Origin of the sequence: Kluyvera sp. CRP, assembly GCF_019930565.1 — a bacterium.
GTDB lineage: Bacteria > Pseudomonadota > Gammaproteobacteria > Enterobacterales > Enterobacteriaceae > Kluyvera > Kluyvera georgiana_A.
In genome coordinates this window covers 3,746,848-3,769,757 of sequence record NZ_CP082841.1, presented here as the reverse complement: position 1 = coordinate 3,769,757, position 22,910 = coordinate 3,746,848, and the positions used below count along the sequence as shown (strand labels likewise).

The 22,910-nt window shown below is 54.0% G+C and carries 24 protein-coding genes and 1 pseudogene; 14 read left to right on the top strand and 11 right to left on the bottom strand.

From position 1 onward, the window contains the following. Positions 1 to 9 precede the first annotated feature (9 nt). Positions 10 to 696 carry a GntR family transcriptional regulator gene (locus tag K7B04_RS17850; RefSeq protein ID WP_163446412.1) on the bottom strand — a complete coding sequence of 229 codons (687 nt, stop codon included), beginning with the start codon at positions 694 to 696 and terminating at the stop codon, positions 10 to 12. A 92-nt stretch (positions 697 to 788) separates the two neighbouring features. After that, a complete protein-coding gene (gene ydfG / locus K7B04_RS17845; RefSeq protein ID WP_163446411.1) occupies positions 789 to 1,538 on the bottom strand; it encodes a bifunctional NADP-dependent 3-hydroxy acid dehydrogenase/3-hydroxypropionate dehydrogenase YdfG in 750 nt (249 codons plus the stop codon). 300 nt (positions 1,539 to 1,838) lie between these two features. On the opposite strand from ydfG, the gene dcp reads away from it, so the two are divergent. Both dcp and K7B04_RS17835 read left to right on the top strand, forming a co-directional pair. Beyond that, entirely contained in the window at positions 1,839 to 3,884 is a 2,046-nt protein-coding gene (dcp, locus tag K7B04_RS17840; protein ID WP_223802657.1) for a peptidyl-dipeptidase Dcp, read from the top strand. A gap of 353 nt (positions 3,885 to 4,237) precedes the next feature. Further along, on the top strand, positions 4,238 to 4,408 hold the full coding sequence (locus K7B04_RS17835) for a hypothetical protein (RefSeq protein WP_163446409.1): 171 nt from the start codon (positions 4,238 to 4,240) through the stop codon (positions 4,406 to 4,408). Between the two features lie 167 nt (positions 4,409 to 4,575). On the opposite strand, the gene mgtS is transcribed toward K7B04_RS17835, so the two are convergent. Both mgtS and ftrA read right to left on the bottom strand, forming a co-directional pair. After that, a complete protein-coding gene (gene mgtS, locus K7B04_RS17830; protein WP_163446408.1) occupies positions 4,576 to 4,671 on the bottom strand; it encodes a protein MgtS in 96 nt (31 codons plus the stop codon). A gap of 82 nt (positions 4,672 to 4,753) precedes the next feature. Next, positions 4,754 to 5,743 carry a transcriptional regulator FtrA gene (gene ftrA, locus K7B04_RS17825; RefSeq protein ID WP_223802656.1) on the bottom strand — a complete coding sequence of 330 codons (990 nt, stop codon included), beginning with the start codon at positions 5,741 to 5,743 and terminating at the stop codon, positions 4,754 to 4,756. Positions 5,744 to 5,828: 85 nt separating this feature from the next. Here ftrA and K7B04_RS17820 point away from each other — a divergent pair, with 85 nt between their 5' ends. Together K7B04_RS17820 and K7B04_RS17815 are read left to right on the top strand one after the other, a co-directional pair. Continuing rightward, positions 5,829 to 6,227, top strand: a complete 399-nt coding sequence (locus tag K7B04_RS17820) for a rhodanese-like domain-containing protein (protein WP_163446516.1) — start codon at positions 5,829 to 5,831, stop codon at positions 6,225 to 6,227. A 152-nt stretch (positions 6,228 to 6,379) separates the two neighbouring features. After that, positions 6,380 to 7,486 (top strand): cobalamin-independent methionine synthase II family protein, encoded by a 1,107-nt coding sequence (locus K7B04_RS17815; protein WP_163446406.1) that lies wholly within the window; start codon positions 6,380 to 6,382, stop codon positions 7,484 to 7,486. Positions 7,487 to 7,523: 37 nt separating this feature from the next. Here the strand turns inward: K7B04_RS17815 and ydeE are convergent, their stop codons facing one another. Then, on the bottom strand, positions 7,524 to 8,714 hold the full coding sequence (ydeE, locus tag K7B04_RS17810) for an efflux MFS transporter YdeE (RefSeq protein ID WP_223802655.1): 1,191 nt from the start codon (positions 8,712 to 8,714) through the stop codon (positions 7,524 to 7,526). A gap of 196 nt (positions 8,715 to 8,910) precedes the next feature. Between ydeE and eamA the strand changes: the two genes are divergently transcribed. Further along, the gene (eamA, locus tag K7B04_RS17805; RefSeq protein WP_167575794.1) at positions 8,911 to 9,813 is read left to right on the top strand and encodes an O-acetylserine/cysteine exporter; all 903 of its coding nucleotides are present in this window, start codon (positions 8,911 to 8,913) and stop codon (positions 9,811 to 9,813) included. Between the two features lie 32 nt (positions 9,814 to 9,845). Here the strand turns inward: eamA and marB are convergent, their stop codons facing one another. The 3 genes from marB to marR are packed head-to-tail and all read right to left on the bottom strand — an operon-like array spanning position 9,846 to position 10,927. Then, positions 9,846 to 10,058, bottom strand: a complete 213-nt coding sequence (gene marB, locus K7B04_RS17800) for a multiple antibiotic resistance protein MarB (protein ID WP_163446403.1) — start codon at positions 10,056 to 10,058, stop codon at positions 9,846 to 9,848. A 30-nt stretch (positions 10,059 to 10,088) separates the two neighbouring features. Then, positions 10,089 to 10,472, bottom strand: a complete 384-nt coding sequence (gene marA, locus K7B04_RS17795) for an MDR efflux pump AcrAB transcriptional activator MarA (RefSeq protein ID WP_163446402.1) — start codon at positions 10,470 to 10,472, stop codon at positions 10,089 to 10,091. A gap of 20 nt (positions 10,473 to 10,492) precedes the next feature. Beyond that, complete coding sequence (gene marR, locus K7B04_RS17790; RefSeq protein WP_064545351.1) at positions 10,493 to 10,927, bottom strand: multiple antibiotic resistance transcriptional regulator MarR; 435 nt, start codon at positions 10,925 to 10,927, stop codon at positions 10,493 to 10,495. 229 nt (positions 10,928 to 11,156) lie between these two features. On the opposite strand from marR, the gene K7B04_RS17785 reads away from it, so the two are divergent. Beyond that, positions 11,157 to 11,825 carry a MarC family NAAT transporter gene (locus K7B04_RS17785; protein WP_065358073.1) on the top strand — a complete coding sequence of 223 codons (669 nt, stop codon included), beginning with the start codon at positions 11,157 to 11,159 and terminating at the stop codon, positions 11,823 to 11,825. Positions 11,826 to 11,867: 42 nt separating this feature from the next. Here K7B04_RS17785 and K7B04_RS17780 read toward each other — a convergent pair whose 3' ends face one another. Then, on the bottom strand, positions 11,868 to 13,067 hold the full coding sequence (locus K7B04_RS17780) for a sugar transporter (RefSeq protein ID WP_167575795.1): 1,200 nt from the start codon (positions 13,065 to 13,067) through the stop codon (positions 11,868 to 11,870). Between the two features lie 200 nt (positions 13,068 to 13,267). Here K7B04_RS17780 and K7B04_RS17775 point away from each other — a divergent pair, with 200 nt between their 5' ends. Next, positions 13,268 to 14,056 (top strand): PhzF family phenazine biosynthesis protein, encoded by a 789-nt coding sequence (locus K7B04_RS17775; protein WP_223802654.1) that lies wholly within the window; start codon positions 13,268 to 13,270, stop codon positions 14,054 to 14,056. 40 nt (positions 14,057 to 14,096) lie between these two features. On the opposite strand, the gene K7B04_RS17770 is transcribed toward K7B04_RS17775, so the two are convergent. Beyond that, positions 14,097 to 15,041, bottom strand: coding sequence for an L-lactate dehydrogenase (locus K7B04_RS17770; RefSeq protein ID WP_163446399.1), 945 nt, complete (start codon positions 15,039 to 15,041; stop codon positions 14,097 to 14,099). 151 nt (positions 15,042 to 15,192) lie between these two features. Here K7B04_RS17770 and K7B04_RS17765 point away from each other — a divergent pair, with 151 nt between their 5' ends. Then, positions 15,193 to 15,672 carry a GNAT family N-acetyltransferase gene (locus K7B04_RS17765; RefSeq protein WP_223802653.1) on the top strand — a complete coding sequence of 160 codons (480 nt, stop codon included), beginning with the start codon at positions 15,193 to 15,195 and terminating at the stop codon, positions 15,670 to 15,672. Here the strand turns inward: K7B04_RS17765 and K7B04_RS17760 are convergent. Beyond that, the gene (locus K7B04_RS17760; RefSeq protein ID WP_223802652.1) at positions 15,644 to 16,504 is read right to left on the bottom strand and encodes a LysR family transcriptional regulator; all 861 of its coding nucleotides are present in this window, start codon (positions 16,502 to 16,504) and stop codon (positions 15,644 to 15,646) included. The genes K7B04_RS17765 and K7B04_RS17760 overlap by 29 nt on opposite strands. A 103-nt stretch (positions 16,505 to 16,607) precedes the next feature. Here K7B04_RS17760 and sad point away from each other — a divergent pair, with 103 nt between their 5' ends. The 6 genes and pseudogenes from sad to K7B04_RS17730 all read left to right on the top strand — a co-directional run bounded on the left by sad (position 16,608) and on the right by K7B04_RS17730 (position 22,697). Then, positions 16,608 to 17,993 carry a succinate-semialdehyde dehydrogenase gene (gene sad, locus K7B04_RS17755; protein WP_223804190.1) on the top strand — a complete coding sequence of 462 codons (1,386 nt, stop codon included), beginning with the start codon at positions 16,608 to 16,610 and terminating at the stop codon, positions 17,991 to 17,993. Positions 17,994 to 18,064: 71 nt separating this feature from the next. Continuing rightward, the gene (gene glsB / locus K7B04_RS17750; protein ID WP_223802651.1) at positions 18,065 to 18,991 is read left to right on the top strand and encodes a glutaminase B; all 927 of its coding nucleotides are present in this window, start codon (positions 18,065 to 18,067) and stop codon (positions 18,989 to 18,991) included. After that, entirely contained in the window at positions 18,991 to 19,356 is a 366-nt protein-coding gene (locus K7B04_RS17745) for a DUF4186 domain-containing protein (protein ID WP_163446395.1), read from the top strand. Before glsB ends, K7B04_RS17745 begins: the two co-directional genes overlap by 1 nt. 165 nt (positions 19,357 to 19,521) lie before the next feature. Beyond that, positions 19,522 to 20,515, top strand: a pseudogene (locus tag K7B04_RS17740) (diguanylate cyclase). Between the two features lie 88 nt (positions 20,516 to 20,603). Then, positions 20,604 to 21,131, top strand: a complete 528-nt coding sequence (locus tag K7B04_RS17735) for a GNAT family N-acetyltransferase (RefSeq protein ID WP_167575800.1) — start codon at positions 20,604 to 20,606, stop codon at positions 21,129 to 21,131. 114 nt (positions 21,132 to 21,245) lie between these two features. Beyond that, positions 21,246 to 22,697 (top strand): tagaturonate reductase, encoded by a 1,452-nt coding sequence (locus tag K7B04_RS17730; protein ID WP_223802650.1) that lies wholly within the window; start codon positions 21,246 to 21,248, stop codon positions 22,695 to 22,697. Positions 22,698 to 22,910: the final 213 nt, after the last annotated feature.

Here is a 22,910-nt window from a genome sequence, read left to right as displayed (position 1 = left end):
CCCTTCTTCTTAATCTTCGCTAAACCAGTCGCGGTTTTCCTGGCGAATGAGCAATACGGATTCACTGATTTCCTGCAGATGCGCAGTCATCGCTTTTTCTACCGTATCGGCATCACGTTTTTCAAGCGCACTGAATATTTCATGATGCTGTTGCAGCAGCATTTCCGGTGAGGAGACATGATCGAGGCTCATATAACGCACCCGGTCAATTGCCGCTTTAATATTCTCGATGGTATCCCACGCAAGCTGGCAATCCGCAATATTTGACAGCAGCTGGTGAAATTCATCATCCAACAGGAAGAAGTCGTTTAGCTGTTGGCGATCAATCGCAATACGCTGCTGATGCAAATTTTGTTCTAGCTGATAGATCTGGGCATCGGTGATCATTGTTGCCGCTCGGCGTGCTACCGCGCATTCGATGGCCTGACGTACAAAACAGCCGTTGCGAACCTGCGAAAGGGAGATCTTATTGACGTAACTGCCGCGCTGAGGGCGAATCTGGATAAGTCCGTTTTCGGCCAGTTTAATAAAGGCCTCACGTACCGGCTGGCGGGAAACGTCAAAGCGAAGAGAGACTTCCTTTTCCGAAAGCGGCGTGCCCGGCGGAATAAGACAGTGAACGATATCGCGACGCAGAATGCGATAAATCTGTTGATTGACGGGCTGTGTTGGGTTCAGTTGTGTTTCGGCGGCCATTGAGTCGTTCTTATCAGCTGATTAAGCTGTTATTTTACGCTTTTTTTGCCGCCGCGCCCAGACCCGACCGAGGGTCGGGCTGGGATAAAATGTTAACTTCCGCGATGAACGCTAAGTCCTGCGTAGGTCTGGCTGACCGGCATCATCTCAACGGTATTGATGTTGACGTGTTTCGGCAGCGTCGCGACCCACCATACGGCTTCGGTAACATCTTCTGGCGTCAGCGCGTTGGCATTTTCGTAGGTTTTACCTGCTTTTGCGTCGTCACCCTTGAAACGAACGTTGGAGAACTCGGTGCCGCCGACCAGACCCGGCTCAATATCCGTTACGCGAACGGCCGTACCGTGCAGGTCGGTACGCAGGTTCAGGCTAAACTGACGTACGAAAGCTTTCGTTGCGCCGTAGACGTTGCCACCTGCATAGGGCCAACTGCCCGCGGTTGAACCGATATTGATAATGTGGCCACGATTGCGTTCTACCATACCCGGCAGCACGGCGCGGGTCATGTACACCAGCCCTTTGTTGTTGGTATCGATCATATCTTCCCAATCTTCCACGCTGGCGCGATGCGCGGGTTCCAGACCCAGCGCCAGCCCGGCGTTGTTGACCAGGATATCAATTTCGCGCCATTCGGCTGGCAGGTTGGCGATCGTTTCTTCAATAGCTGCGCGGTTGCGCACGTCCAGCTGTACGGTCAGGATGCTGTCGCCTAACTCATCTTTCAGCGCTTTCAAACGTTCGTTACGACGGCCAGTGGCAATAACTTTGTGCCCGTTGGCAATAAAACGGCGAGTGATGCTTTCGCCAAAACCTGCCGTTGCTCCGGTTACCAGTACGATCATTTCTCTGTTCCTTCAACGCTTAAGTGTTGCATTACGATAGCAGAACGAAAAGTGCATAACTATCCTGGCGGATTGATGTTTTGGAATAAATAGAAAAACAGTTTTAGATTTTTTAATGGGATATGAAATCTCGCTGTTATCTAACCTACATTTGAGGGAGGCTGCGCTTGTGGAACAAACGCGCAATTGCGATGGAGGCTCTCAGTGCCCAATCCTTTTGCCTTCTGAAGATATAATCGAGCAGCGCGGCCTCAATTTGTTTATTCTGCCAGAGTTAACCGTTTTCTTCAGGAGCATGACATGTCGGCTATGAATCCCTTTTTCGCCAGCAGCACTTTACCTTATCAGGCGCCGCCGTTTGATGTGATTAAAGACGAGCATTATCGTCCGGCCTTTGACGAAGCGCTAAAACGCAAACGCCAGGACATCGCCGACATTGCCTGCAATCCTGCCGAGGCGACTTTCGAAAACACCTTTATTGCGCTGGAAAAAAGCGGTGAAATGCTTTCGCGCGTGACGGCTGTTTTCTTTGCGATGGCCGCATCAAATAGCAATGATGAGATTCAGCGCCTTGATGAGGCGTTCTCGGCAGAGCTTGCCGGGCTGGCAAACGATATTTATCTTAATGACGCGCTATTCAAGCGGGTTCAGACGGTCTGGGAAAAGCGAGGAACGCTGGACCTGGACAGCGAGTCCTGTCGACTCATCGAGGTGATTTATCATCGCTTTATTCTTGCCGGGGCGATGCTTGGCTCACAAGAAAAGACCGAACTGAAAACGTTGAATACCGAAGCGGCGACGTTAAGCAGCCAGTTTCATCAGTGCCTGCTGGGAGCGGCAAAAAATGGCGGGCTGGTTGTTGATAATGAGGCCGACCTGGCTGGTCTGAGTGATGATGAAGTCGCGTCGGCCGCAACCGCTGCTGCGGAGCGCGGTCTGGCGGGCAGTTGGCTGATTCCGCTTGTCAACACGACACAGCAGCCTGCATTGGCCTCATTGCGTTCACGTGAAACCCGGGAAAAATTGTTTAAAGCGGCATGGCAACGTAACCAGCGTGGAGATGCCAACGATACGCGTGAGCGTATTCTCAGACTGGTGGCCATCCGCGCCAGACAGGCCGAACTCCTGGGGTATGCCGATTACGCGAGCTGGAGCATGGCCGACCAGATGGCGAAAACACCAAAAGCCGCGTTTGATTTTATGCGTGAAATTACGCCTGCGGCACGGGCCAGAGCGGAATGCGAGCTGGCGGATATCCAGGCGCTGATCGACAACGGCTCATCATCGTTCACTGCCCAGGCCTGGGACTGGCTTTATTATTCCGAACAGGTTCGTCGTGAGAAATATGCGATCGACGAAGCACAGATTAAACCCTGGTTCGCGCTGGAGCGCGTACTGGTTGACGGCGTGTTCTGGTCGGCCAGCCAGCTGTTTGGTATCCGCTTTGTTGAGCGTTTTGACCTGCCGGTTTATCACCCTGATGTACGCGTGTGGGAAATATTTGATGCCGATGGTGAAGGCATGGCGCTGTTCTACGGTGATTTCTTTGCGCGCGATAGCAAGAGCGGTGGGGCATGGATGGACAATTTTGTGCCGCAATCCACCCTGTTGGGTACCCGTCCGGTTATCTATAACGTATGCAACTACCCGAAACCGGCCGCCGGCAAAAGCGCACTAATATCCTGGGATGACGTGATCACGCTATTCCATGAGTTTGGCCATGCGCTACACGGATTATTCGCGAAACAGCGCTATGCGACGTTATCTGGCACGAATACGCCACGCGATTTTGTCGAGTTCCCATCGCAGATTAATGAACATTGGGCCAGTCATCCCGACGTATTCGCCCACTATGCGCGTCATCATGAAAGCGGTGAGCCGATGCCGGATGCGCTGCGTGAAAGTCTGTTCCTCGCGTCGAGCTTTAATAAAGGTTACGATATGACTGAACTGCTCAGCGCCGCGTTATTGGATATGAACTGGCATAGTTTATCCGCCAGTGCCTTGCCGAAGAATGTGGAAGAGTTTGAGGCCGAGACGCTCCATCGCGAAAATATCGATCTCATCGCTGTACCGCCGCGTTATCGCAGCAGCTACTTCTCACATATTTTTGGCGGCGGTTATGCTGCCGGATATTACGCCTATTTGTGGACACAAATGCTGGCTGACGACGGTTACCAGTGGTTTGTTGAACGCGGTGGTTTAAATCGTGAAAACGGGCAGCGATTCCGTGATGCGATTTTATCCCGGGGTAATAGTAGCGATTTAGAAAAATTGTACCGCGACTGGCGTGGGCACGATCCGTTAATTTCGCCGATGCTTAAAAACCGTGGCTTGAGTGACTAAACCAGGTGTTAAGGGCATGCCTGTCGTCATTTTTTACGCGTAGGGCCATGCTGAAAAATATAAAAAGAACCCGCACACAGGGCTGGCGGGTTAAGTATCACAATAAGATAGAGCATTCTGACTATCCTCCCGTTCAGGGAGGATAGTCGATGAGATTTTACGGCACCGTAGTCGTTTCGCAACCTGACATTTTCGGTAGGGTATTATTGTTTAAGGGGGTTAAGTGCGCTGGCTCACAGGCTCTTTACAAATACGTGCAGTTATTGAAGAAACTCGCCATTCAACTTGCTAATATTGCTGCGTAAATCGTTGAGTTAATGGATTTAATATCGACAATCTGCCCGGAGGCACGAATGAAAAAATCCCAGCGTAAAACGCGTCGCGAGTCCATCTGGTCCACCCGTCCTGAGCATCAGGACCTACAGGAATCACGTTCCGGCAGATTGTGGGCTGGCCGTCAGGCCGGCTGTCAGAGTAAAAAGGCGTGGAAAAATTATGGCTTAAACAATGCACTCGCCGTTTAGCTTTAGTTGAATAACTCAGTGGTAAGATTATTTTACAGCAACGGTTACCTAATCAAGGAGAGCGGGTAACCGGAGAAGTAAAAATCTATCCATGCAAGCATTTATACCGCCAGTCATTCTGGCGGTTTTTTTTATCTCTTTATCCGGGATGATTATTGTGGTGTCGGTTAGTCATTCCATTTTCCGCTTAAATAGGCGGTGAGAAAACCGGAAAGCAGAATGAGTCCCACAGCAACCAGAAACACTTGCATATTATCCAGCATGACGACCTCCTCTTTAACGATTTCACTAGCAACATCTATTAGCGTACTCTCTTAAACTTAGACTAACGCCCTCATTTGTGAATTAATTATTTGTTGCGGTAAATCTTTTTCGATAGGCCAGCGGGCTGATTGCAAAATGTTGCTGAAAGCGCAGACGGAGATTTTTGGCATTACCAAATCCGGTGATTTCCGCGACCTTTTCTACGCTCTCTCTGCCGGTAGTCAAATGGTGTTGAGCCTGCAACAAACGCTCGTCAAGCAGCCAGCGTGCAGGGGTTTTTCCGGTTGCTTCCTGGAAGCGGCGCAGGAATGTGCGTTCGCTCATGCCGACTTTGTCAGCCAGCGAACGCACGCTATGGCTCTCCGCCAGGTGCTGGTGGAGAAAGTCAAATAACATCCCTAAGCGCTGACTTTCGCGGGAGCGGGCGACGGGCCGGGTAATTTGTTGCTTTTGCGCGCCGTCGCGGTGTGGCTGGATGACCAGTCGTCGAGCAACCCGGTTGGCGGCCTCCAGCCCAAAATCAAGCCTGACAACGTGTAAGCAGAGATCGATGCCAGCGGCGCTGCCGGCAGAAGTCAGTACGTTCCCCTCGGCGATATAAAGTACGTCATCCACAACGTTGATTGCCGGGTAGCGTTGCTGGAGTAGCGTGGTATAACGCCAGTGGGTCGTGGCACGTTGACCATCAAGCAGGCCAGCCGCCGCCAGGACAAACACGCCGGAACAGATAGATAACACCCGGCATCCGCGCCGATGCGCCTGCTTTAGCGCCTGGCTCAACGCTTCCGGCACCGGGCTATCCACACCGCGCCAGCCAGGGACGATAATGGTATCGGCTTCTTCAAGCAGGCTCAGATCGCCATCGGCCATCACGCGAACGCCGCCGGTAGCGCGCAGGGCACCTTCATCGACGGCAGCAACGGCAAAGCGATACCAGCTTTCACCCATTTCAGGCCGGGGCAGGCCAAACACCTCTACCGCCACGCCAAATTCAAAGGTACAGAGCCCGTCGTAGGCTAGCGTCACCACCAGGGGGGCGCGTATTGTCATATTCTGGCTGTTTTCTGTCATTTCTGTGGGCAGTTCTCGTATCGGGAGCCTGTTTATACTCATCACATCGTTACCATAGTGGTAATACCTAACGGGAGAGTCAATGATGAGTTACGTTACCGAATTTCCGGCGGCCAGCGCGGCTGACGCCGCAGCCCATTTTCGCCAGCGTCTGGGTTTTGAAACTGACTGCGCCGACGTGCACGCCGCCCTGCAGGAGCCAGAAGTGGATTTTGTCCTGCTCCATGTGGTTGGCAGCGCCGGGACGTTTGCCCGACGCCATTTACCCGGCGCGATCCATCTTCGCCATGCTGAGATGAGCGCTGAACGCATGCAGGAATGGCCGCAAGAGACCTTATTTGTGGTCTACTGCGCCGGTCCACACTGCAATGGCGCTGACCGCGCGGCATTAAAGCTGGCGACGCTGGGCCGACCGGTGAAAATTATGCTTGGCGGTATTACCGGCTGGGAAGATGAAGGTTTTGCCTTTAGCCAGGGATCGTGAATTTTTTTCATCTATCATGAATTATTCTCGTTTGCTTGTGGCGCACACGGATGACACTATCTGGACATATAGCCATCCAGAAGGCTAAAAAGTTCAAATAATAAATTATCACTCCGGGTAACGAGTTTGCCCGAGTGAATAAGGAGAATCGCATGCCACATCAACACGCCCCGTACCGCGCCGATATTGTCGGCAGTTTTTTACGCCCGCTGGCCATCAAACAGGCGCGCCAGCAGCTGGCTGACGGTGAAATTACCGCGCAGCAGCTGCGTGCCGTTGAAGATGCTGAGATTCGTCGCGTGGTGCAGCATCAGTGCGACTGTGGCCTGCATGTGGTGACCGATGGCGAATTCCGCCGCGCCTGGTGGCACTTCGATTTCTTCGACGGTTTGCAGGGCGTGGAGCGCTATGACTCAGATAAAGGTATTCAGTTTAACGGCGTACAGACTCGCGCTCACGGCATTCGCGTGACCGGTAAACTTGGTTTCGGCGACCATCCAATGCTGGAGGATTTCCGTTTCCTGAAAAGCATCAGCGGCGACGCAACGCCAAAAATGACCATTCCAAGTCCGAGCGTGTTGCATTTTCGTGGGGGCCGTAAGGATATTGATGCGACCGTATACCCGGATCTGGCTGATTATTTCAACGATCTGGCCGACACGTGGCGTGATGCTATCCGCGCCTTCTACGATGCTGGCTGCCGTTATCTGCAGCTGGATGACACCGTTTGGGCCTATCTGTGCTCGGAGGACCAGCGTCGTCAGGTTCGTGAGCGGGGCGATGATCCGGATCAACTGGCGGCTATCTATGCCGACGTGCTGAACCGCGCGCTGGAAGGTAAACCGGACGATCTGATTATCGGTCTGCACGTGTGCCGCGGTAATTTCCGCTCCACGTGGATTTCTGAAGGCGGCTATGAGCCGGTGGCGGAAATTTTGTTTGGCCGCGTCAACGTCGATGCGTTCTTCCTTGAGTACGACAACGACCGTTCCGGCGACTTCGCGCCGCTGCGCTTTATTCGTCCTGGTCATCAGAAAGCCGTCCTGGGGTTGATTACCACCAAGAACGGCGAGCTGGAAAACCCGGAAGGCGTGAAAGCGCGCGTTCAGGAAGCGGCACACTACGTTGCGCTGGAACAGATTTGTCTCAGCCCGCAGTGCGGTTTTGCTTCGACCGAAGAGGGCAACAGCCTGAGCGAGCAGCAGCAGTGGGACAAGGTCCGCCTGGTGACGGGCGTCGCGGCCGACATTTGGTCATAACGATCTCTTCCCGGGGCCGAAGTGGCCCCGGATAACCCTACGCCGCGCTGACGGTGGTGCCCCAGGTACTGGCCTTAATTCCACGGAAAATCAACAGCCACGCCAGCACAATGGTGACCATCATGATGGGGAATAGCATGACTGGCGGGAAATGGGTCAGGATCTGCCCGGTCAGTAGTGGGTTAAGAGCAGCGCCTAACCAACCCAGCGCCTGAGCGGAAAAATAGCTGGCTTTCATACCCGGTGGAGCGATGTTATCGATCAACATGTATTCACCCGGTGCGTAGATGACTTCTCCCAGGGTGAAAACGGCTGCCGCCAGCCCCCAGAACCACAGGTTCTCGCCAGAAAACATAAACCCTGTCAGACCTATCACATAGCAAACGGTACCAAAGGTCATTAATGGTCGCAGATTATTGGCAGTGAGCTTGCGACCAATCGCGTACTGAAGTGTGACGACCACGGCGGCGTTCACCGGCAAAATCACGGCCACGACCTTTTCAGCAAAGTTACTGTCGCCAACTGCCAGCACGTACTGAGAGAGGCAGGAGGCAAAAGAACCGCCAACGAAGGACGCCAGCAGGCCCGACAGCGTGAACCATAGCAGCGCCCGGTCGCGCAGCAATACTGACGGTGACCAGGCGATGGGCGTTTCCGCGATTTCCGTTGGTCTCAGACGTTCAACGTAGCGCTGGATAAACAGCAGCGGGAAGGCCGCGCATATCGCTGCCAGCCAGAAAGGCAGGTTAATGCTTTGCATGACCAGCAGCGTTCCAATCGGCGGACCGATAGTCCAGCCAATATTCAGAAACGTGTAGTTAAGCGAAAAAACCTTCGCTTTGGTTGTCGGCGCGAGGGTATCGGAGAAATAGGCTTTCAGTACGGTGGAAAACACCGAGTACGAGCAGTTGATCAGCGAGAAGAAAAAAACCACCAGCACCACGCTATGGACCAGCGGAATGGCGACAAAACCGCAGATAAAAAAGGCGACGGCAATCAGCATGTAGCGTTTTTTATCAAATTTATCGGCCAGAATCCCGAAGCCGAGGCTGAACATGACGCCAACCACCAGCGCAATGGACATGGCATAACCGATGGTATCTACCGTCATGGCGTACTGACGCGTGAGATAAATGGTCATAAAGGGAAGTGTGGCACCGCGTCCGATAGTTAACAGTAACGACGATGCCAGTAGCGCGATCGTAGATCGTCTGGTCGTTGGTTTCATTTTCCTGCCTGATAGATGTCGTTGTATTGTTTTTTGTTATCTCTTTCACAAATATCATGCCATAAGCAGCTTGTATAGCCGTGGTCGTGTTGGGGAGTGCGATTTTGAACTGCCAAAAATAATGATCTATTCCTCGTCTGAATTTTTCGTTACTTTGGTTAGGTTTACATAAATTTAAAAAACGTTGGGGCGAGGCATGACGCGTAAAGATGGGCTACTGGCGCTGTTGGTGGTTGTGGTTTGGGGGCTGAACTTTGTGGTGATCAAAGTCGGCCTGCACGGTATGCCGCCGCTGCTGTTAGCGGGGCTACGCTTTTTATTTGTCGCTTTCCCGGCGCTATTCTTCGTTCCACGTCCGCGGGTTCCGCTACCGCTGCTGCTTGGCTACGCGCTCACCATCAGTTTTGGCCAGTTTGCCTTTCTGTTTTGTGCCATCAACTTCGGCATGCCGGCTGGGCTGGCCTCGCTGGTGCTTCAGGCACAGGCTTTCTTTACCATCATTCTTGGTGCCTTCGCCTTTGGTGAGCGACTGCAGCGTAAACAGCTGGTGGGGATTTCGCTGGCGGTGTTTGGCGTGCTGGTGCTGATTGAAACCAGTATGAGCGGGCAACACGTTAAGCTGCTGGGCTTTATGCTGACGCTGGCGGCGGCGCTGTGCTGGGCCTGCGGTAATATCTTTAATAAGAAAATCCTGCACCATGATTCGAAACCCGGGGTGATGTCGTTGGTGGTATGGAGTGCGTTGATTCCTATTCTGCCGTTTATGCTGAGCTCGTGGATTTTCGAGGGTCCGCAGTTGATGACCCAAAGCCTGATTCACATCGACCTGACGACCATACTGTCGCTGGCGTATCTCTCGTTTATTGCCAGCATTGTGGGTTATGGCATCTGGGGTTCGCTGCTTGGCCGTTATGAAACCTGGCGCGTGGCGCCACTGTCACTGTTGGTGCCGGTGGTGGGGCTCGCCAGTGCAGCGTTGTTGCTGGATGAAACGTTGTCGGCAATGCAGTTGATTGGTGCGCTGTTGATTATGGCCGGACTGTTTATTAACGTCTTTGGTCTACGTTTGCCAGGGATGCGGCGGGCGGTGAAGGGCTAAAAAAAGCCCCGCGATAGCGGGGCAATGAATGTTTAGCGATTATTTTCATTGTAATAAGGTACACCCAGCTCATCAGATTTATCGCTACCGGCACCCATATGATTGAAATCAAACGGTGACTGGCTGCTGGCGGACGGCATCAGCATGGTGTCGTGCGCGGTTCTGTGGGCCGGAAGTTGCTCCGCGTAGCTCTGAGTTGAGGCCATCGCTAGCAGGGCGAAGGCAACGGAAGCGAACAGTTTCATTATTTCCTCGATACGTCTTATTGCAGGCGATTAACAAACACAGTGATTAATAGGGTGGAGATAGCGAGACTCTCCGTGCATATTGGTGACGCGGTACTTGTGCGGCGGCACGTCGAAATAGTTTTTAAACGTTCGCGTCAACGTCTGCTGAGATTCAAAACCGTAGCGTTCGGCCAGATACAGAATCGGCTCATTACCTTCTTTTAATTTCTGGGCGATTTCCGTCAGCTTACGGGTGCGAATGTACTGACCTAATGAATGACCGGTCTCTTTTTTAAACATCCGCTGCAGGTGCCATTTGGAGTAACCAGAACGTTCTGACACTTTTTCAAGCGACAGCGGCGATTCCAGGTTCTCTTCGATCCAGTCCAAAATGCTATGAATAGTAATAGCGTCAGTGTTACGTCTGGACATCGTCTTACCTCTTCTTCTGTTTACGGCAATATTTTTTTAAGCAGAAGCTCGAGTGTTGCTACTTCATTTGCCGTTAAGTTTTTTGTTAATTCCTGGTGCAGGTTTTGCCCAACGAGCAGATGGCATTGTTCACAAATGGCTGCGCCTTCCGGCGTCAACTGAATCAATACACCCCGCTTGTCGCTTGGATTGGGTAACCGGGCTATCCAGCCCCGACATAGCAAACGGTCAAGCATGCGGGTGAGCGCGCCCAGATCCACCGACAAGGTTTTTTTCAATTCCACGGGGGTGATACTGCCTTTACAACGAATAGAGCACAGCACTCTAAACTGTGAGGCGGTAATGTCTTCTGGCGATAAATGCTCGTTGAGTAAGCGATCTTTCTTTTGGTTAACCAGGTGAATCAAATGCCCAAGTGGAATCATTTCATTGAAGAGATCGCTTGTGCTGTTCACAATGGTTGCCCTGGCAAGTACTTTAGTTGCGATGGATATTATTTCTCACGCAACCATAAGTCAACTGAATGGGTCAGGCGATGCCACGAATTGCTAAAACGCTTCAGGAAGGCCTAAATAGGATATCCTGTAAAGGAGCACCCCGTAGCAAGAGATGCTGTACAAAAGGGCGGCGACCTGGCGTACAGACCGATTTTTTCCGTAAAACAGACAGGATTTTTAAACGCTTATGAAGGAACTCTTTCAGGCAATTGGGCTGGGTCTGGTGGTGTTGCTACCGCTGGCTAACCCGCTAACCACCGTCGCGCTGTTCCTCGGCCTTTCGGGGAATATGAACAGCGCGGAGCGTAACCGGCAGTCGCTGATGGCTTCCGTTTACGTTTTCGCCATCATGATGGTGGCCTACTATGCGGGCCAGGTGGTGATGAATACATTCGGGATATCAATACCTGGCCTTCGTATCGCCGGCGGGCTGATTGTCGCTTTTATTGGTTTTCGCATGCTGTTCCCGCAGCAGAAGGCGCATGACTCACCGGAAGCGCGCAGTAAGTCCGAAGAGCTTCAGGAAGAGCCGACCGCCAATATCGCCTTTGTGCCGCTGGCGATGCCCAGCACCGCGGGCCCAGGTACCATTGCGATGATCATCAGCTCGGCTTCAACGGTGAAGCATGGCGTCAACTTCCCGGAGTGGGTGGTACTGGTCGCGCCGCCGATTATCTTCGCGCTGGTGGGGGTGATTTTATGGGGCTGCCTGCGTAGTTCAGGCGCCATTATGCGTCTGGTGGGCAAGGGCGGCATCGAGGCGATTTCCCGTCTGATGGGCTTCCTGCTGGTGTGCATGGGGGTGCAGTTTATTATTAACGGCGTGCTGGAAATTATTAAAACCTATCCCGCGTAATAGCAGTCAGGCCGGGACTCACTCTCGGCCTGATCTCGCGTGTTAATGCTGATGAGCCTGTTCTTCTAACGATGCCGTTGGCCAACGGCGGAAAATGACCACCGCCCAGATAAACGCCGCCAGCGCAGGCACGGCGCCCACATAGCCGATAGATGACATCGATAAATGGGTGCTAATCTGGCTGCCCAGCAGGGCGCCAGCCCCAATCCCGATATTGAAAATACCAGAGAATAACGACATCGCCACGTCAGTGGCATCCGGTGCCAGCGCCAGAACCTTCACCTGCATACCCAGGCCAATCACCATAATGGCGATTCCCCAGAAGATGCTTAGTACGGCCAGATGTGTCGCATCCTGTGCCGCAGGTAACAGCAGCAGCAGACATACGAGCAGCAAGCCAATCGCACTGCTGATGAGCCCGGATGCATGCAGGTTCCCCAATTTGCCAAACAGCACACTACCGATAATTCCCGCACCGCCAAGAATCAGCAGCAGCACAGTGGCAAAGTTGCCGCTCAGTCCGGCCACGGTCTGGACAAAGGGTTCAATATAGCTGTAAGCGGTGTAGTGGGCGGTGACCACCACGACGGTCAGCAGGTAGATGCTCATTAGCGCCGGACGGCGGAACAGCACCGGCAGGCTTTTCAGGGAACCGGAATGTTCGCTTGGCAACCGCGGCAGCAGCTTAATCAAGGCCAGAAGCGTTATCAGCGCCCCGACGCCGATGGCGAAGAAGGTGGTGCGCCAGCCGAAGTACTGGCCGACGATACGGCCAATCGGGATGCCGAAAACCATCGCCAGCGCCGTGCCGGTGGCAATCAGGCTCAGCGCCTGAGCGCGTTTTCCTGCGGGCGCCATACGAATAGCCAGAGAAGCGGTAATCGACCAGAACACCGCGTGGGCGAAGGCGATGCCAATGCGGCTGGCGACCAGCACCGTGAAGTTCCACGCCAGGAACGAGAGCACATGGCTGGCAATAAACAGGACAAAGAGCCCGATCAGCAGCTTGCGGCGCTCCATCTGGCTGGTGAGCAGCATAAACGGCAACGACATGACCGCCACGACCCACGCGTAGATGGTCAACATAATGCCGACCTCGGCGGTTTGCATGCCAAAGCTGTCGGCGATATCTGACAGCAGGCCAACCGGAACGAACTCAGTAGTATTGAAAATAAAGGCCGCGACAGCCAGCGTGACTACCCGAAGCCACGCGATCCGACGAGAGACGGCGTTTGTTGTCATAGATAATGCACCGGGGGCGTTAGATAAATGAAGAGACGTGGGATCTTAAAGCTATTATTGCTGCAAACACAATCATTATGTGATTCAGATCTCATTTTAAGTTTGAGTGACAGTGTCACAGATTGCAAAAAAAAGGGTCTTGTCGTTGTTAAGATTTTGTGTCAGTTTGCGATAACGTGGAGACAATGCAGAGGAATAATATGCACGAGATTGATTTTTTTATGGTTGATGCCTTTAGCGACCGAGCCTTTGGGGGCAATGCGGCGGCAGTCTGTCTGCTGGAAGCATGGCCAGCAGATGACCTGCTGCTTAAAATGGCGCAACAACATAATCAGTCGGAAACCGCGTTTATTGTCAAACAGCCAGGTGGCTTTGCGTTGCGCTGGTTTACCACGCGTCATGAAGTTAACCTTTGTGGTCACGGTACGCTGGCCAGCGCCCATGTGGTGTTCAACTATCTCGACTATCCGGATGAGCGAGTTCATTTTGAGACGCTATCTGGTCGTTTAACCGTGACCCGTCGCGGTGAATGGTTGACGCTGGATTTCCCCATCAGTGTGACCGAAGAAGCGCTGCCGCCAGAAGAGATGCTGCGTGCGCTCGGGATCGGCGAGTATCGCCACGCGCGTAAAGGCCGCGCATGGGTGATTGAACTGGAGAATCGGCAACAGGTTGAAGCACTGCAACCGGATATCGGCGCGATGATACCTGGCGAACATAAAGTGTCGGTGACGGCGAAAGGCGACGGCGAATACGATTTTGTCAGCCGATTCTTCTCGCCAGGCGAAGCGGTCTGGGAAGATCCGGTGACTGGCTCGGCGCACACGATGTTGATTCCTTACTGGGGTGAAAAGTTGGGGAAAACGCAGATGTTCGCGCGTCAGGTATCCGCCCGTGGCGGCGATGTACGCTGTGAGTGGCGGGGAGAACGGGTCTTCATGAGCGGGAAGGCGAGAACCTATTTGCAGGGTAAGGTGTTTCTGGATTAACCCGGCGTTGCTGTGCTCAGCCGGGTGGACTGACTCAGAACTAGGGTAATAGCGCAATATTCGCTTTAATCACCTCAACAGACCGGGCGAACTTTTCCTGTTCGTCCGCTTCCAGCTGAAGCTCAATCACTTGCTGAACGCCGCTTTGCGCCAGCACGGCAGGCACACCGATAGCGACGCCGTTCACGCCATATTCGCCATCAAGAATGCAGGAGATGGCCAGCGCACGATGGCTACCGGTGAAGACATTGCGACAGATCTCTGCAATGGTTCCCGCAATACCGTACTCGGTACAGCCTTTACCGGCGTAGATCTCAAAACCTAGCTTGCGCACGCTGTCGGCCATCGCCTGGCGGTCAAGTTCGCGGCCGGTACGGTGCCGATAAACCTGTTCGATTGGCGAGCCATAGACTGAAGAGTGCGACCAGACCGGAAACTGGCTGTCGCCGTGCTCGCCGAGAATAAAGGCGTCAATGCTTTGCGCACCGATATCCAGATCCTGCGCCAGCTTGCGGCGAAGACGCGTGGTATCGAGCCACACGCCGGTGCCGATGACCTGACTGCGAGGGAGGCCGGATAGCTGCCAGACTTGCCAGGTAATAATATCGCACGGGTTGGTGGCGATCAGAAAGATGCCGTTGAAGCCGCCTGCCATCATCTGCGGCACGATACTGTGGACGATTTTGGCCGTGCTTTTTAACTCATCCAGACGGGTTTGACCCGGCTTTAATGCGCCGCCGGACACCGTGATCACGGCGATATCCACATCGGCGCAGTCGCTGGCATCGCGACAGGTAATGGTCATCATGCCGGGCATATAGGCGGCGGCATCGCTAAGATCCTGAGCATGCGCTTCTGCGCGGGTCTTGTTCAGGTCGACCAGGATAAGTTCTTCGCAAATATTCTGATTCAGTAGCGCATAAGCAGCTGACGCGCCAACGTTACCGGCGCCGATGATCATGACTTTACGGGCTTTCGTGTTCATGGTTATTCCATTACATGGGCAAACGACAGGGGATAAAGCTACTCGTTAACAAGTGGTTAGCGCAATACCCGGCCGACAATATAAGTTAATGCTATGAGAAGACATGAGGGTGAATGATAGAGTGGGGTGATAAAATAAACAGGAGCCTGCCATGTACACGATCGCTATCACTTCCCCCTCCGACCCGGATGTCAGCGCGTTGATTCACGAGCTGGATAAATATCAGAGCACGCTCTATCCGGCAGAAAGTAACCACCTGATTGACCTTGCGGCGCTGCCGGAAAACCAGATTATCGTCATGCTGATTCGCCAGGGGGAAACCGCTGTCGGCTGCGGCGCCATCGTATTAGCAGACGACGGTTGCGGTGAAATGAAACGGGTATTTATCGACCCGACGCACCGAGGCCAGCGGCTCGGGGAAAAACTCCTGACAGCGCTGGAGACGGTGGCACTGCAACGCGGTTGCACCACGTTGCAGCTGGAAACCGGAATTCATCAGCATGCGGCAATTAACCTGTACACGCGCAGTGGCTATCAAATTTGCGCGGCGTTTGCGCCGTATCAACCGGATCCGCTCAGCGTATTTATGACGAAGCCGTTGGTCACGCAGGTTCATCAAGCAGCGCAATAAACGCTTCCAGTTGGCGGCTCATCGCGCCGCGCCGCCACACCAGCCAGGTCGTTAGCCAGCGCCATTTCTCGGCCAGCGGCCATGCGGAGACCTGCTGATGCCCGGGCATACTTTCCAGCATGCTACGCGGCATTAATGCCAACCCGGCGCCGGCGATCACGCAGGCCAGCATGCCGTGATAAGACTCCATTTCGTGAATACGCCCTGGCGTGGCCTGATCGCTATGAAACCAGCTCTCAAAATGACGACGATAGGAACAGTTAGCGCGAAACGCGTAAATGCTGGTGCCGTTGACCTCACTGGCGCGGGTAATCGGGGGATGGCCGTGGGCGGCGACAATCATCATCTCTTCCTGATAGACCGGCATACCGTCGAGGCCAGGATGCATCACCGGACCATCGACAAAAGCGGCGCTCAGTGTACCTTCCAGTACGCCGTCGATCATGGTACCGGATGGGCCGGTGGCCAGATCAAACTGGATCCGCGGGTAGCGGCGGTTATAGGACGCCAGCGTCTGCGGAATGCGCACGGCGGCGGTGCTTTCCAGCGCACCGAGTGCAAACAGCCCTTGAGGCTCATCGCCAGCGACAACCATTCTGGCCTCATCGACCAGCGCGAGAATTTGCTGACTGTAGCGCAGAAAGCTGTGCCCCGCTGGCGACAGGCGCAGACGCTGGTTCTCACGAATGAATAAATCAACGCCAAGGTCGGCTTCCAGCTGGCGAATGCGAGTGGTCAGATTAGACGGCACGCGGTGCACCTTCTGCGCGGCGTGAGTAATGCTGCCGGTTTGGGCGACGGCGTTAAACATCTCCAGTTGAGTTAAATCCATGGCTTTCTCATATCGTGAATGGTTCGGTTAATATTATTCAGTTTTCATAAACGGAAGAATAGGTGAGGATGTCACCATGACGCAATCAATCAGAGAGAAAAAGATGACTTCACCTGCAACCCATGCCGTCTCCGTTAACCCGGCCAACGGCGAAACACTCTCCGCGCTGCCGTGGGCGTCCTCTACTGACGTGGATCTGGCGATTAGCCTGGCCGATAACGCTTTCCGTCAGTGGCGCAAAACGTCCATTGCGCAGCGTGCCGATGCCCTGCGCGCCATTGGCCGCGTTCTGCGCGAGCGGGCTGAAGAGATGGCGCACTGCATCACCCGCGAAATGGGTAAACCCATTAATCAGGCGCGCGGTGAAGTGGCAAAATCTGCCCATCTGTGCGATTGGTATGCCGAATATGGCCCGGCGATGCTGGCAACCGAAGCAACCCAGGTGGAAAACCATCAGGCGGTTATCGAGTACCGTCCGTTGGGGCCGGTGCTGGCGGTGATGCCATGGAACTTCCCGCTGTGGCAGGTTCTGCGCGGCGCGGTGCCGATTATGCTGGCGGGGAACAGTTATCTACTGAAACACGCGCCGAACGTCATGGGCTGTGCGGCGCTGATTGGTGATATCGTTGCGCAAGCGGGCGTTCCGGCAGGCGTCTTTAATTGGGTGAATGCGACGAATGACGGTGTTTCCCAAATCATTAACGATCCGCGGATTGCCGCTGTCACTGTTACCGGCAGCGTGCGCGCGGGTAAGGCGATTGGTGCGCAGGCGGGTGCCGCGCTGAAAAAGTGCGTACTGGAACTGGGCGGTTCCGATCCGTTCATCGTACTGAACGATGCGGACATCGATACGGCGGTGCAAGCGGCGGTGATTGGCCGCTATCAGAATACCGGACAGGTCTGTGCGGCGGCTAAGCGTTTTATTCTGGAAGCGAGCATTGCCGAGCAGTTCACCGACAAGTTTGTTGCTGCCGTCGCGGCGCTGAAAATGGGCGACCCGCGGGATGAAGCAAATTATCTCGGCCCAATGGCCCGTTTCGATCTGCGTGATGAGCTGCATGGTCAGGTGATGGCGACGATTAACGAAGGGGCGACTCTCTTACTGGGCGGCGAACTGCCCAGCAGTGAAGGCAACTATTATCCGGCCACCGTGCTGGTCAATGTGGCTCCGACGATGACCGCCTTCCGTCAGGAGATGTTTGGCCCGGTGGCCGCGATCAGCGTCGCACGCGATGCCGATCACGCGCTGGCGCTGGCGAACGACAGTGAGTTTGGTCTGTCGGCAACGGTCTTTACCGCGGACCCGATACAGGCGCAGCGTTTTGCCGACGAGCTGGAGTGCGGCGGCGTGTTTATCAACGGCTACAGTGCCAGCGATGCGCGCGTGGCCTTCGGCGGCGTGAAAAAGAGCGGCTTTGGTCGTGAGTTGTCGCATTTTGGCCTGCGCGAATTCTGTAACGTTCAAACGGTATGGAAAGATCGTCGATAAGCGAAACGACGTAGCCCTTACGCTCTGCTATACTCCCTGGCCGAAAATAGCCTGTGGGCAAGGAGTGGTAAGTGGCTACGGTTATCAATAATGTCATGCTGGCGTCGATCCTCGACGACGTCAGGCCGCTGATTGGGCAGGGGAAAGTGGCGGACTATATTCCGGCATTGGCCTGCGTAAGCGGCAAAAAACTGGGGATCGCTATCAGTACCGTCGATGGGCAGCACTTTAGCGCTGGCGACGCCAACGAGCGATTCTCCATTCAATCAATTTCCAAAGTCCTCAGTCTGGTCGTGGCGATGAATCACTATCAGGCCGAGGAGATCTGGTCGCGGGTGGGTAAAGATCCTTCCGGGCAGCCGTTTAACTCTCTTTTACAGCTGGAAATTGAACAGGGTATTCCACGTAACCCGTTTATTAACGCTGGCGCGCTGGTTGTCTGCGATATGCTGCAAGGGCGACTCAGCGCACCGCGCCAGCGGATGCTGGAGATCGTACGTAAGCTGAGCGGCGTGTCGAACATCGGTTATGACGCGCAGGTCGCGCGCTCGGAGTTTGAACATTCGGCGCGGAATGCGGCGATCGCCTGGCTAATGAAATCCTTTGGTAACTTCCATCACGACGTGGCGACCGTACTGCAAAATTATTTCCATTACTGTGCGCTTGAGATGAACTGCGTAGAGTTGGCGAGGACTTTTCTGTTTCTTGCCAACCAGGGGCAGGCGCTGCATCTCGACACGCCGGTGATCACCCCCATGCAGACGCGGCAGGTTAATGCATTGATGGCGACCAGCGGTATGTACCAGAACGCCGGCGAATTTGCCTGGCGAGTAGGGCTGCCAGCGAAATCTGGCGTGGGTGGCGGCGTGGTTGCTATCGTACCGCACGAAATGGCGATAGCCGTCTGGAGCCCGGAACTGGATGACGCGGGTAACTCTCTGGCCGGCGTGGCAGCCCTGGAGGCGCTGACGCAGCAGATAGGACGTTCAGTTTACTGATGGATACTCTCGACAGTTTATTTGCGCGGCTGCAGCGTTCAACCTTCCGCAGCCGCTTTCGCCTTGGCGCAAAAGAGCGGCAGTACTGTATTGATAAAGGCCCGGAGATTATCGATAGCCATGCGGCCGATTTTATCGCCGGGCGTCTGGCGCCCGCACAGCCGAAGAACGACGGTAAGCAGACACCGATGCGTGGTCACCCGGTATTTATTGCCCAGCACGCCACCGCTACCTGCTGTCGCGGCTGCCTGGAAAAATGGCACCATATCCCGCAGGGGCAGGCGCTGAGTGCGGATCAACAGCGCTATATTGTGGGTGTTATTCACCACTGGCTGGTCATCCAGATGAACCGTAACGAACGCTAGCACGCTTAAGTTTATTCTGAAAAGCTATCTATTTTGATAGCTTGTTTCGACATGCCGCCCTCAATATGATACGGCTGGCATCGCATCGGAATAAATTGTGTTATGAAGAGTTTTGACAAACTTATTGCGAACAATGGGGGAGTGGGAACCCGGTTTGTCAGACGGATGTTTCTGATGCGGATGCTCGGCACCTTCCTCTGTTTTCTGCCTATTTTCTCCGTTCTTGCCGAACTTCATCGACCTGAATACCTGAAGATCTTACTGGCGTTGAACGCCTTTGTCTGGCCCTCCGTAGCTTATCTGCGTGCCATGCTCGCGCCAATACCCCGTGAGGTTGAACAACAGAACCTGTTATGGGATGCCGGAGTGGGTGGCTTCTGGATAGCGATGATGGCGATGAATCCGCTGCCATCAGTCGCGATTGCCACGATCCTGCTGACTGACAGGCTCTCTGCGGGGGGGGCAAATGTTGATGCGTAAAGCCGCGCTGGCCATGCTGGCGGGATTTGCGATCAGTTGGGTAGTGATCGGTATGCCATTTTATGGCGCGGTAAGTCAACGCACAATGCTGGCGACGCTGCCACTGATTTCCTTATATGTTCTGGCACTGAGTCTGCTTACCGATAGCATTGCCGTCAAGCTGCGGCTGAAGAGCCAGGAACTGGAACGTATTGCGATGCTCGACCCGCTGCTGGATATCGCCAATCGTCGTCTGCTGGAGCAGCGTATTTCATGGGAATTGATTCGATTGCAACGGGACTGCGGCCATTCGCTGCTGATGTTTATCGACGTCGACAATTTCAAAGAGATTAACGATCGCTACGGCCATAAGGTGGGCGACGTGATGCTTAAAACCGTGTCGCAAATTTTGCAGATGGCGACCCGGCCAACGGATACTCCCGCACGTCTGGGCGGCGATGAATTTGTTATCCTGCTCCCGGATACCACGCTTGAAGAAGGGCGCTCAATCGCCCAGCGAATTATGGACGCTACCGCGGTGGTGACGGAGCGTCCGGATCATCGCCAGACGCTCACGCTAAGCATTGGGATTGCCGACGCGCTGCCGGAAATGCTGGAAGTCTCCGACTGGCTACAGGCGGCGGACAGCGCGCTGTATGAGGCAAAACGTCGTGGTAAGAACCAGATTTTTGCGCATTAGCGCATCATAAGAAACTGCGATGATAAGACCTATTGTGTTATCAATAAGTTAACGCAATAGTGATAACCTCATTTTCCAGGAGGCCATCATGAACGCATCATTTACGCTGCATACCTTTTCTGAAGCGGAGATTCTCTCCCATCTTGAGCCGCTGTCTGACGTCCTGACCAACTGCGTCAATGGCGGCGCATCGGTTAGCTTTATGCTGCCTTTTCATCACGATACCGCGCTGGCATTCTGGCGGCGAACTGCCGCCAGCGTTGGGCGCGACGAACGCGTGGTTCTCGTGGCCAAAGATGTCGACCAGACGATTGTCGGTACCGTTCAGCTGATTATCGATCAGCCAGAAAACCAACCGCATCGTGCCGACGTGGCAAAACTGTTAGTACACGAACGCGCCCGTCGCGGCGGCATTGCGCGAGCGCTGATGCAGCGACTGGAAGCGGTTGCGGTTGATGCGGGGAAAAACGTGCTGGTGCTGGATACTGCCACTGGCAGCGGGGCGGAAAACTTCTATCAGCGCTGCGGATGGCAGAAAGTGGGCGAAGTGCCGCGCTATGCCCTTATGCCAGACGGTACGCTGACGGCGACCTCGATTTTTTACAAATTTTTATAGACTCACTATTTATTCTCGCAGTTTTGATCAAAACAGGGTTTCATAAGCGGAAAATCTGATAAGTTATTAGACCAATTGAGCAGGCTGTATGACTAATCCAGAAAGGAACCCATTGTGAAAACACTTAACCGCCATGATTTCCCCGGTGCCCAATACCCTGAACGTATTATCCAGTTTGGCGAAGGAAACTTCCTGCGCGCGTTTGTTGACTGGCAGATTGACCTGCTGAACGAAAAAACCGACCTGAATTCAGGCGTGGTTATCGTTCGTCCGATCGCCAGCGACTTCCCGCCTTCACTGAGTACTCAGGATGGCCTGTACACCACGATTATTCGCGGTCTGAATGAGAAGGGTGAAGCGGTGAGCGATGCGCGCCTGATCCGCTCCGTCAACCGTGAAATCAGCGCCTATAACGATTACGCAGAATTCCTCAAGCTGGCTCATAACCCGGACATGCGTTTTGTGTTTTCCAACACCACCGAAGCGGGTATTAGCTATCACGCAGGCGATAAGTTTGACGATGCACCGGCGGTTAGCTACCCGGCAAAACTGACTCGTCTGCTGTTCGAGCGCTTCAGCCATTTCAACGGTGCGGCGGATAAAGGTTGGGTGATCATTCCTTGCGAACTGATTGATTATAACGGTGAAGCCCTGCACGAGCTGGTGGTTCGTTACGCGCAGGAGTGGGCGCTGCCGGCAGAATTCATGACCTGGCTGAATGAGTCTAACGCCTTCTGCTCAACCCTCGTTGACCGTATCGTGACCGGTTATCCGCGTGATGAAGCCTCTCAACTGGAAGCGGAACTGGGTTATAAAGACGGTTTCCTCGATACCGCTGAGCACTTCTACCTGTTCGTGATTCAGGGGCCAAAATCACTAGCCAGCGAACTGCGTCTGGATAAACTGGCGCTGAACGTGCTGATTGTTGACGACATCAAGCCGTATAAAGAACGTAAAGTTGCGATTCTGAACGGTGCGCACACCGCGCTGGTGCCGGTAGCTTTCCAGGCAGGTATTGATACCGTGGGTGAAGCGATGAACGATGCGGAAATCTGCGCATTCGTTGAGAAAGCGATCCACCAGGAAATCATCCCGGTGCTGGACCTGCCGAAAGACGAGCTGGAGTCGTTTGCGAGTGCGGTAACTGGTCGTTTCCGTAACCCGTATATCAAGCACCAACTGCTGTCTATTGCGCTGAACGGTATGACGAAATTCCGTACCCGTATTCTGCCGCAGCTGCTGGCAGGGCAGAAGGCGAGCGGTAAATTGCCTGCGCGTCTCACTTTTGCGTTGGCTGCTCTGATTGCCTTCTATCGCGCAGAACGTAACGGTGAAGCCTATCCGGTGCAGGATGATGCGCACTGGATTGAACGTTACCAGCAGCTGTGGGCGCAACATCGCGACCAACAGATTAGCACCACCGATCTGGTTAGCGCGGTACTGTCTGTCAGCGAACACTGGGAACAAGATCTTACACAGGTTTCTGGATTGGTCGAACAAGTCGCTGCTGACCTCGACGCTATTCTGACTCAGGGCATGCGTAAAGCGGTACAGCCGCTTTGCTAATCACGGCCTGATCGCAGCTGTAAACCCGGCACTGGCCGGGTTTTTTGTTTGTTGTGCGACCAAACGCAAAGAGGGCGATGCATCGTTGCTAGCCTGCTTTATTAGTTACAACATACATTTTTTATTCGCTTATTATCCTCATGAAACATCGAGCAAAAGGGTCTGCCAGTAAGAAGGAGCGCCGCAAAGCATATCATTACCGCCTGATCATCG

What these genes read in the sequence shown, in the direction of transcription:
- K7B04_RS17850 (WP_163446412.1), bottom strand. Translation starts at nt 696, where the DNA reads ATGGCCGCCGAAACACAACTGAACCCAACACAGCCCGTCAATCAACAG.
- sad (WP_223804190.1), top strand. Translation starts at nt 16,608, where the DNA reads ATGACTTCACCTGCAACCCATGCCGTCTCCGTTAACCCGGCCAACGGC.
- K7B04_RS17780 (WP_167575795.1), bottom strand. Translation starts at nt 13,067, where the DNA reads ATGACAACAAACGCCGTCTCTCGTCGGATCGCGTGGCTTCGGGTAGTC.
- ydfG (WP_163446411.1), bottom strand. Translation starts at nt 1,538, where the DNA reads ATGATCGTACTGGTAACCGGAGCAACGGCAGGTTTTGGCGAAAGCATC.
- K7B04_RS17820 (WP_163446516.1), top strand. Translation starts at nt 5,829, where the DNA reads ATGAGTTACGTTACCGAATTTCCGGCGGCCAGCGCGGCTGACGCCGCA.
- K7B04_RS17775 (WP_223802654.1), top strand. Translation starts at nt 13,268, where the DNA reads ATGCACGAGATTGATTTTTTTATGGTTGATGCCTTTAGCGACCGAGCC.
- eamA (WP_167575794.1), top strand. Translation starts at nt 8,911, where the DNA reads ATGACGCGTAAAGATGGGCTACTGGCGCTGTTGGTGGTTGTGGTTTGG.
- marA (WP_163446402.1), bottom strand. Translation starts at nt 10,472, where the DNA reads ATGTCCAGACGTAACACTGACGCTATTACTATTCATAGCATTTTGGAC.
- K7B04_RS17765 (WP_223802653.1), top strand. Translation starts at nt 15,193, where the DNA reads ATGTACACGATCGCTATCACTTCCCCCTCCGACCCGGATGTCAGCGCG.
- K7B04_RS17735 (WP_167575800.1), top strand. Translation starts at nt 20,604, where the DNA reads ATGAACGCATCATTTACGCTGCATACCTTTTCTGAAGCGGAGATTCTC.
- K7B04_RS17745 (WP_163446395.1), top strand. Translation starts at nt 18,991, where the DNA reads ATGGATACTCTCGACAGTTTATTTGCGCGGCTGCAGCGTTCAACCTTC.
- marB (WP_163446403.1), bottom strand. Translation starts at nt 10,058, where the DNA reads ATGAAACTGTTCGCTTCCGTTGCCTTCGCCCTGCTAGCGATGGCCTCA.
- K7B04_RS17770 (WP_163446399.1), bottom strand. Translation starts at nt 15,041, where the DNA reads ATGAACACGAAAGCCCGTAAAGTCATGATCATCGGCGCCGGTAACGTT.
- dcp (WP_223802657.1), top strand. Translation starts at nt 1,839, where the DNA reads ATGTCGGCTATGAATCCCTTTTTCGCCAGCAGCACTTTACCTTATCAG.
- K7B04_RS17760 (WP_223802652.1), bottom strand. Translation starts at nt 16,504, where the DNA reads ATGGATTTAACTCAACTGGAGATGTTTAACGCCGTCGCCCAAACCGGC.
- K7B04_RS17815 (WP_163446406.1), top strand. Translation starts at nt 6,380, where the DNA reads ATGCCACATCAACACGCCCCGTACCGCGCCGATATTGTCGGCAGTTTT.
- ydeE (WP_223802655.1), bottom strand. Translation starts at nt 8,714, where the DNA reads ATGAAACCAACGACCAGACGATCTACGATCGCGCTACTGGCATCGTCG.
- K7B04_RS17785 (WP_065358073.1), top strand. Translation starts at nt 11,157, where the DNA reads ATGAAGGAACTCTTTCAGGCAATTGGGCTGGGTCTGGTGGTGTTGCTA.
- K7B04_RS17835 (WP_163446409.1), top strand. Translation starts at nt 4,238, where the DNA reads ATGAAAAAATCCCAGCGTAAAACGCGTCGCGAGTCCATCTGGTCCACC.
- ftrA (WP_223802656.1), bottom strand. Translation starts at nt 5,743, where the DNA reads ATGACAGAAAACAGCCAGAATATGACAATACGCGCCCCCCTGGTGGTG.
- mgtS (WP_163446408.1), bottom strand. Translation starts at nt 4,671, where the DNA reads ATGCTGGATAATATGCAAGTGTTTCTGGTTGCTGTGGGACTCATTCTG.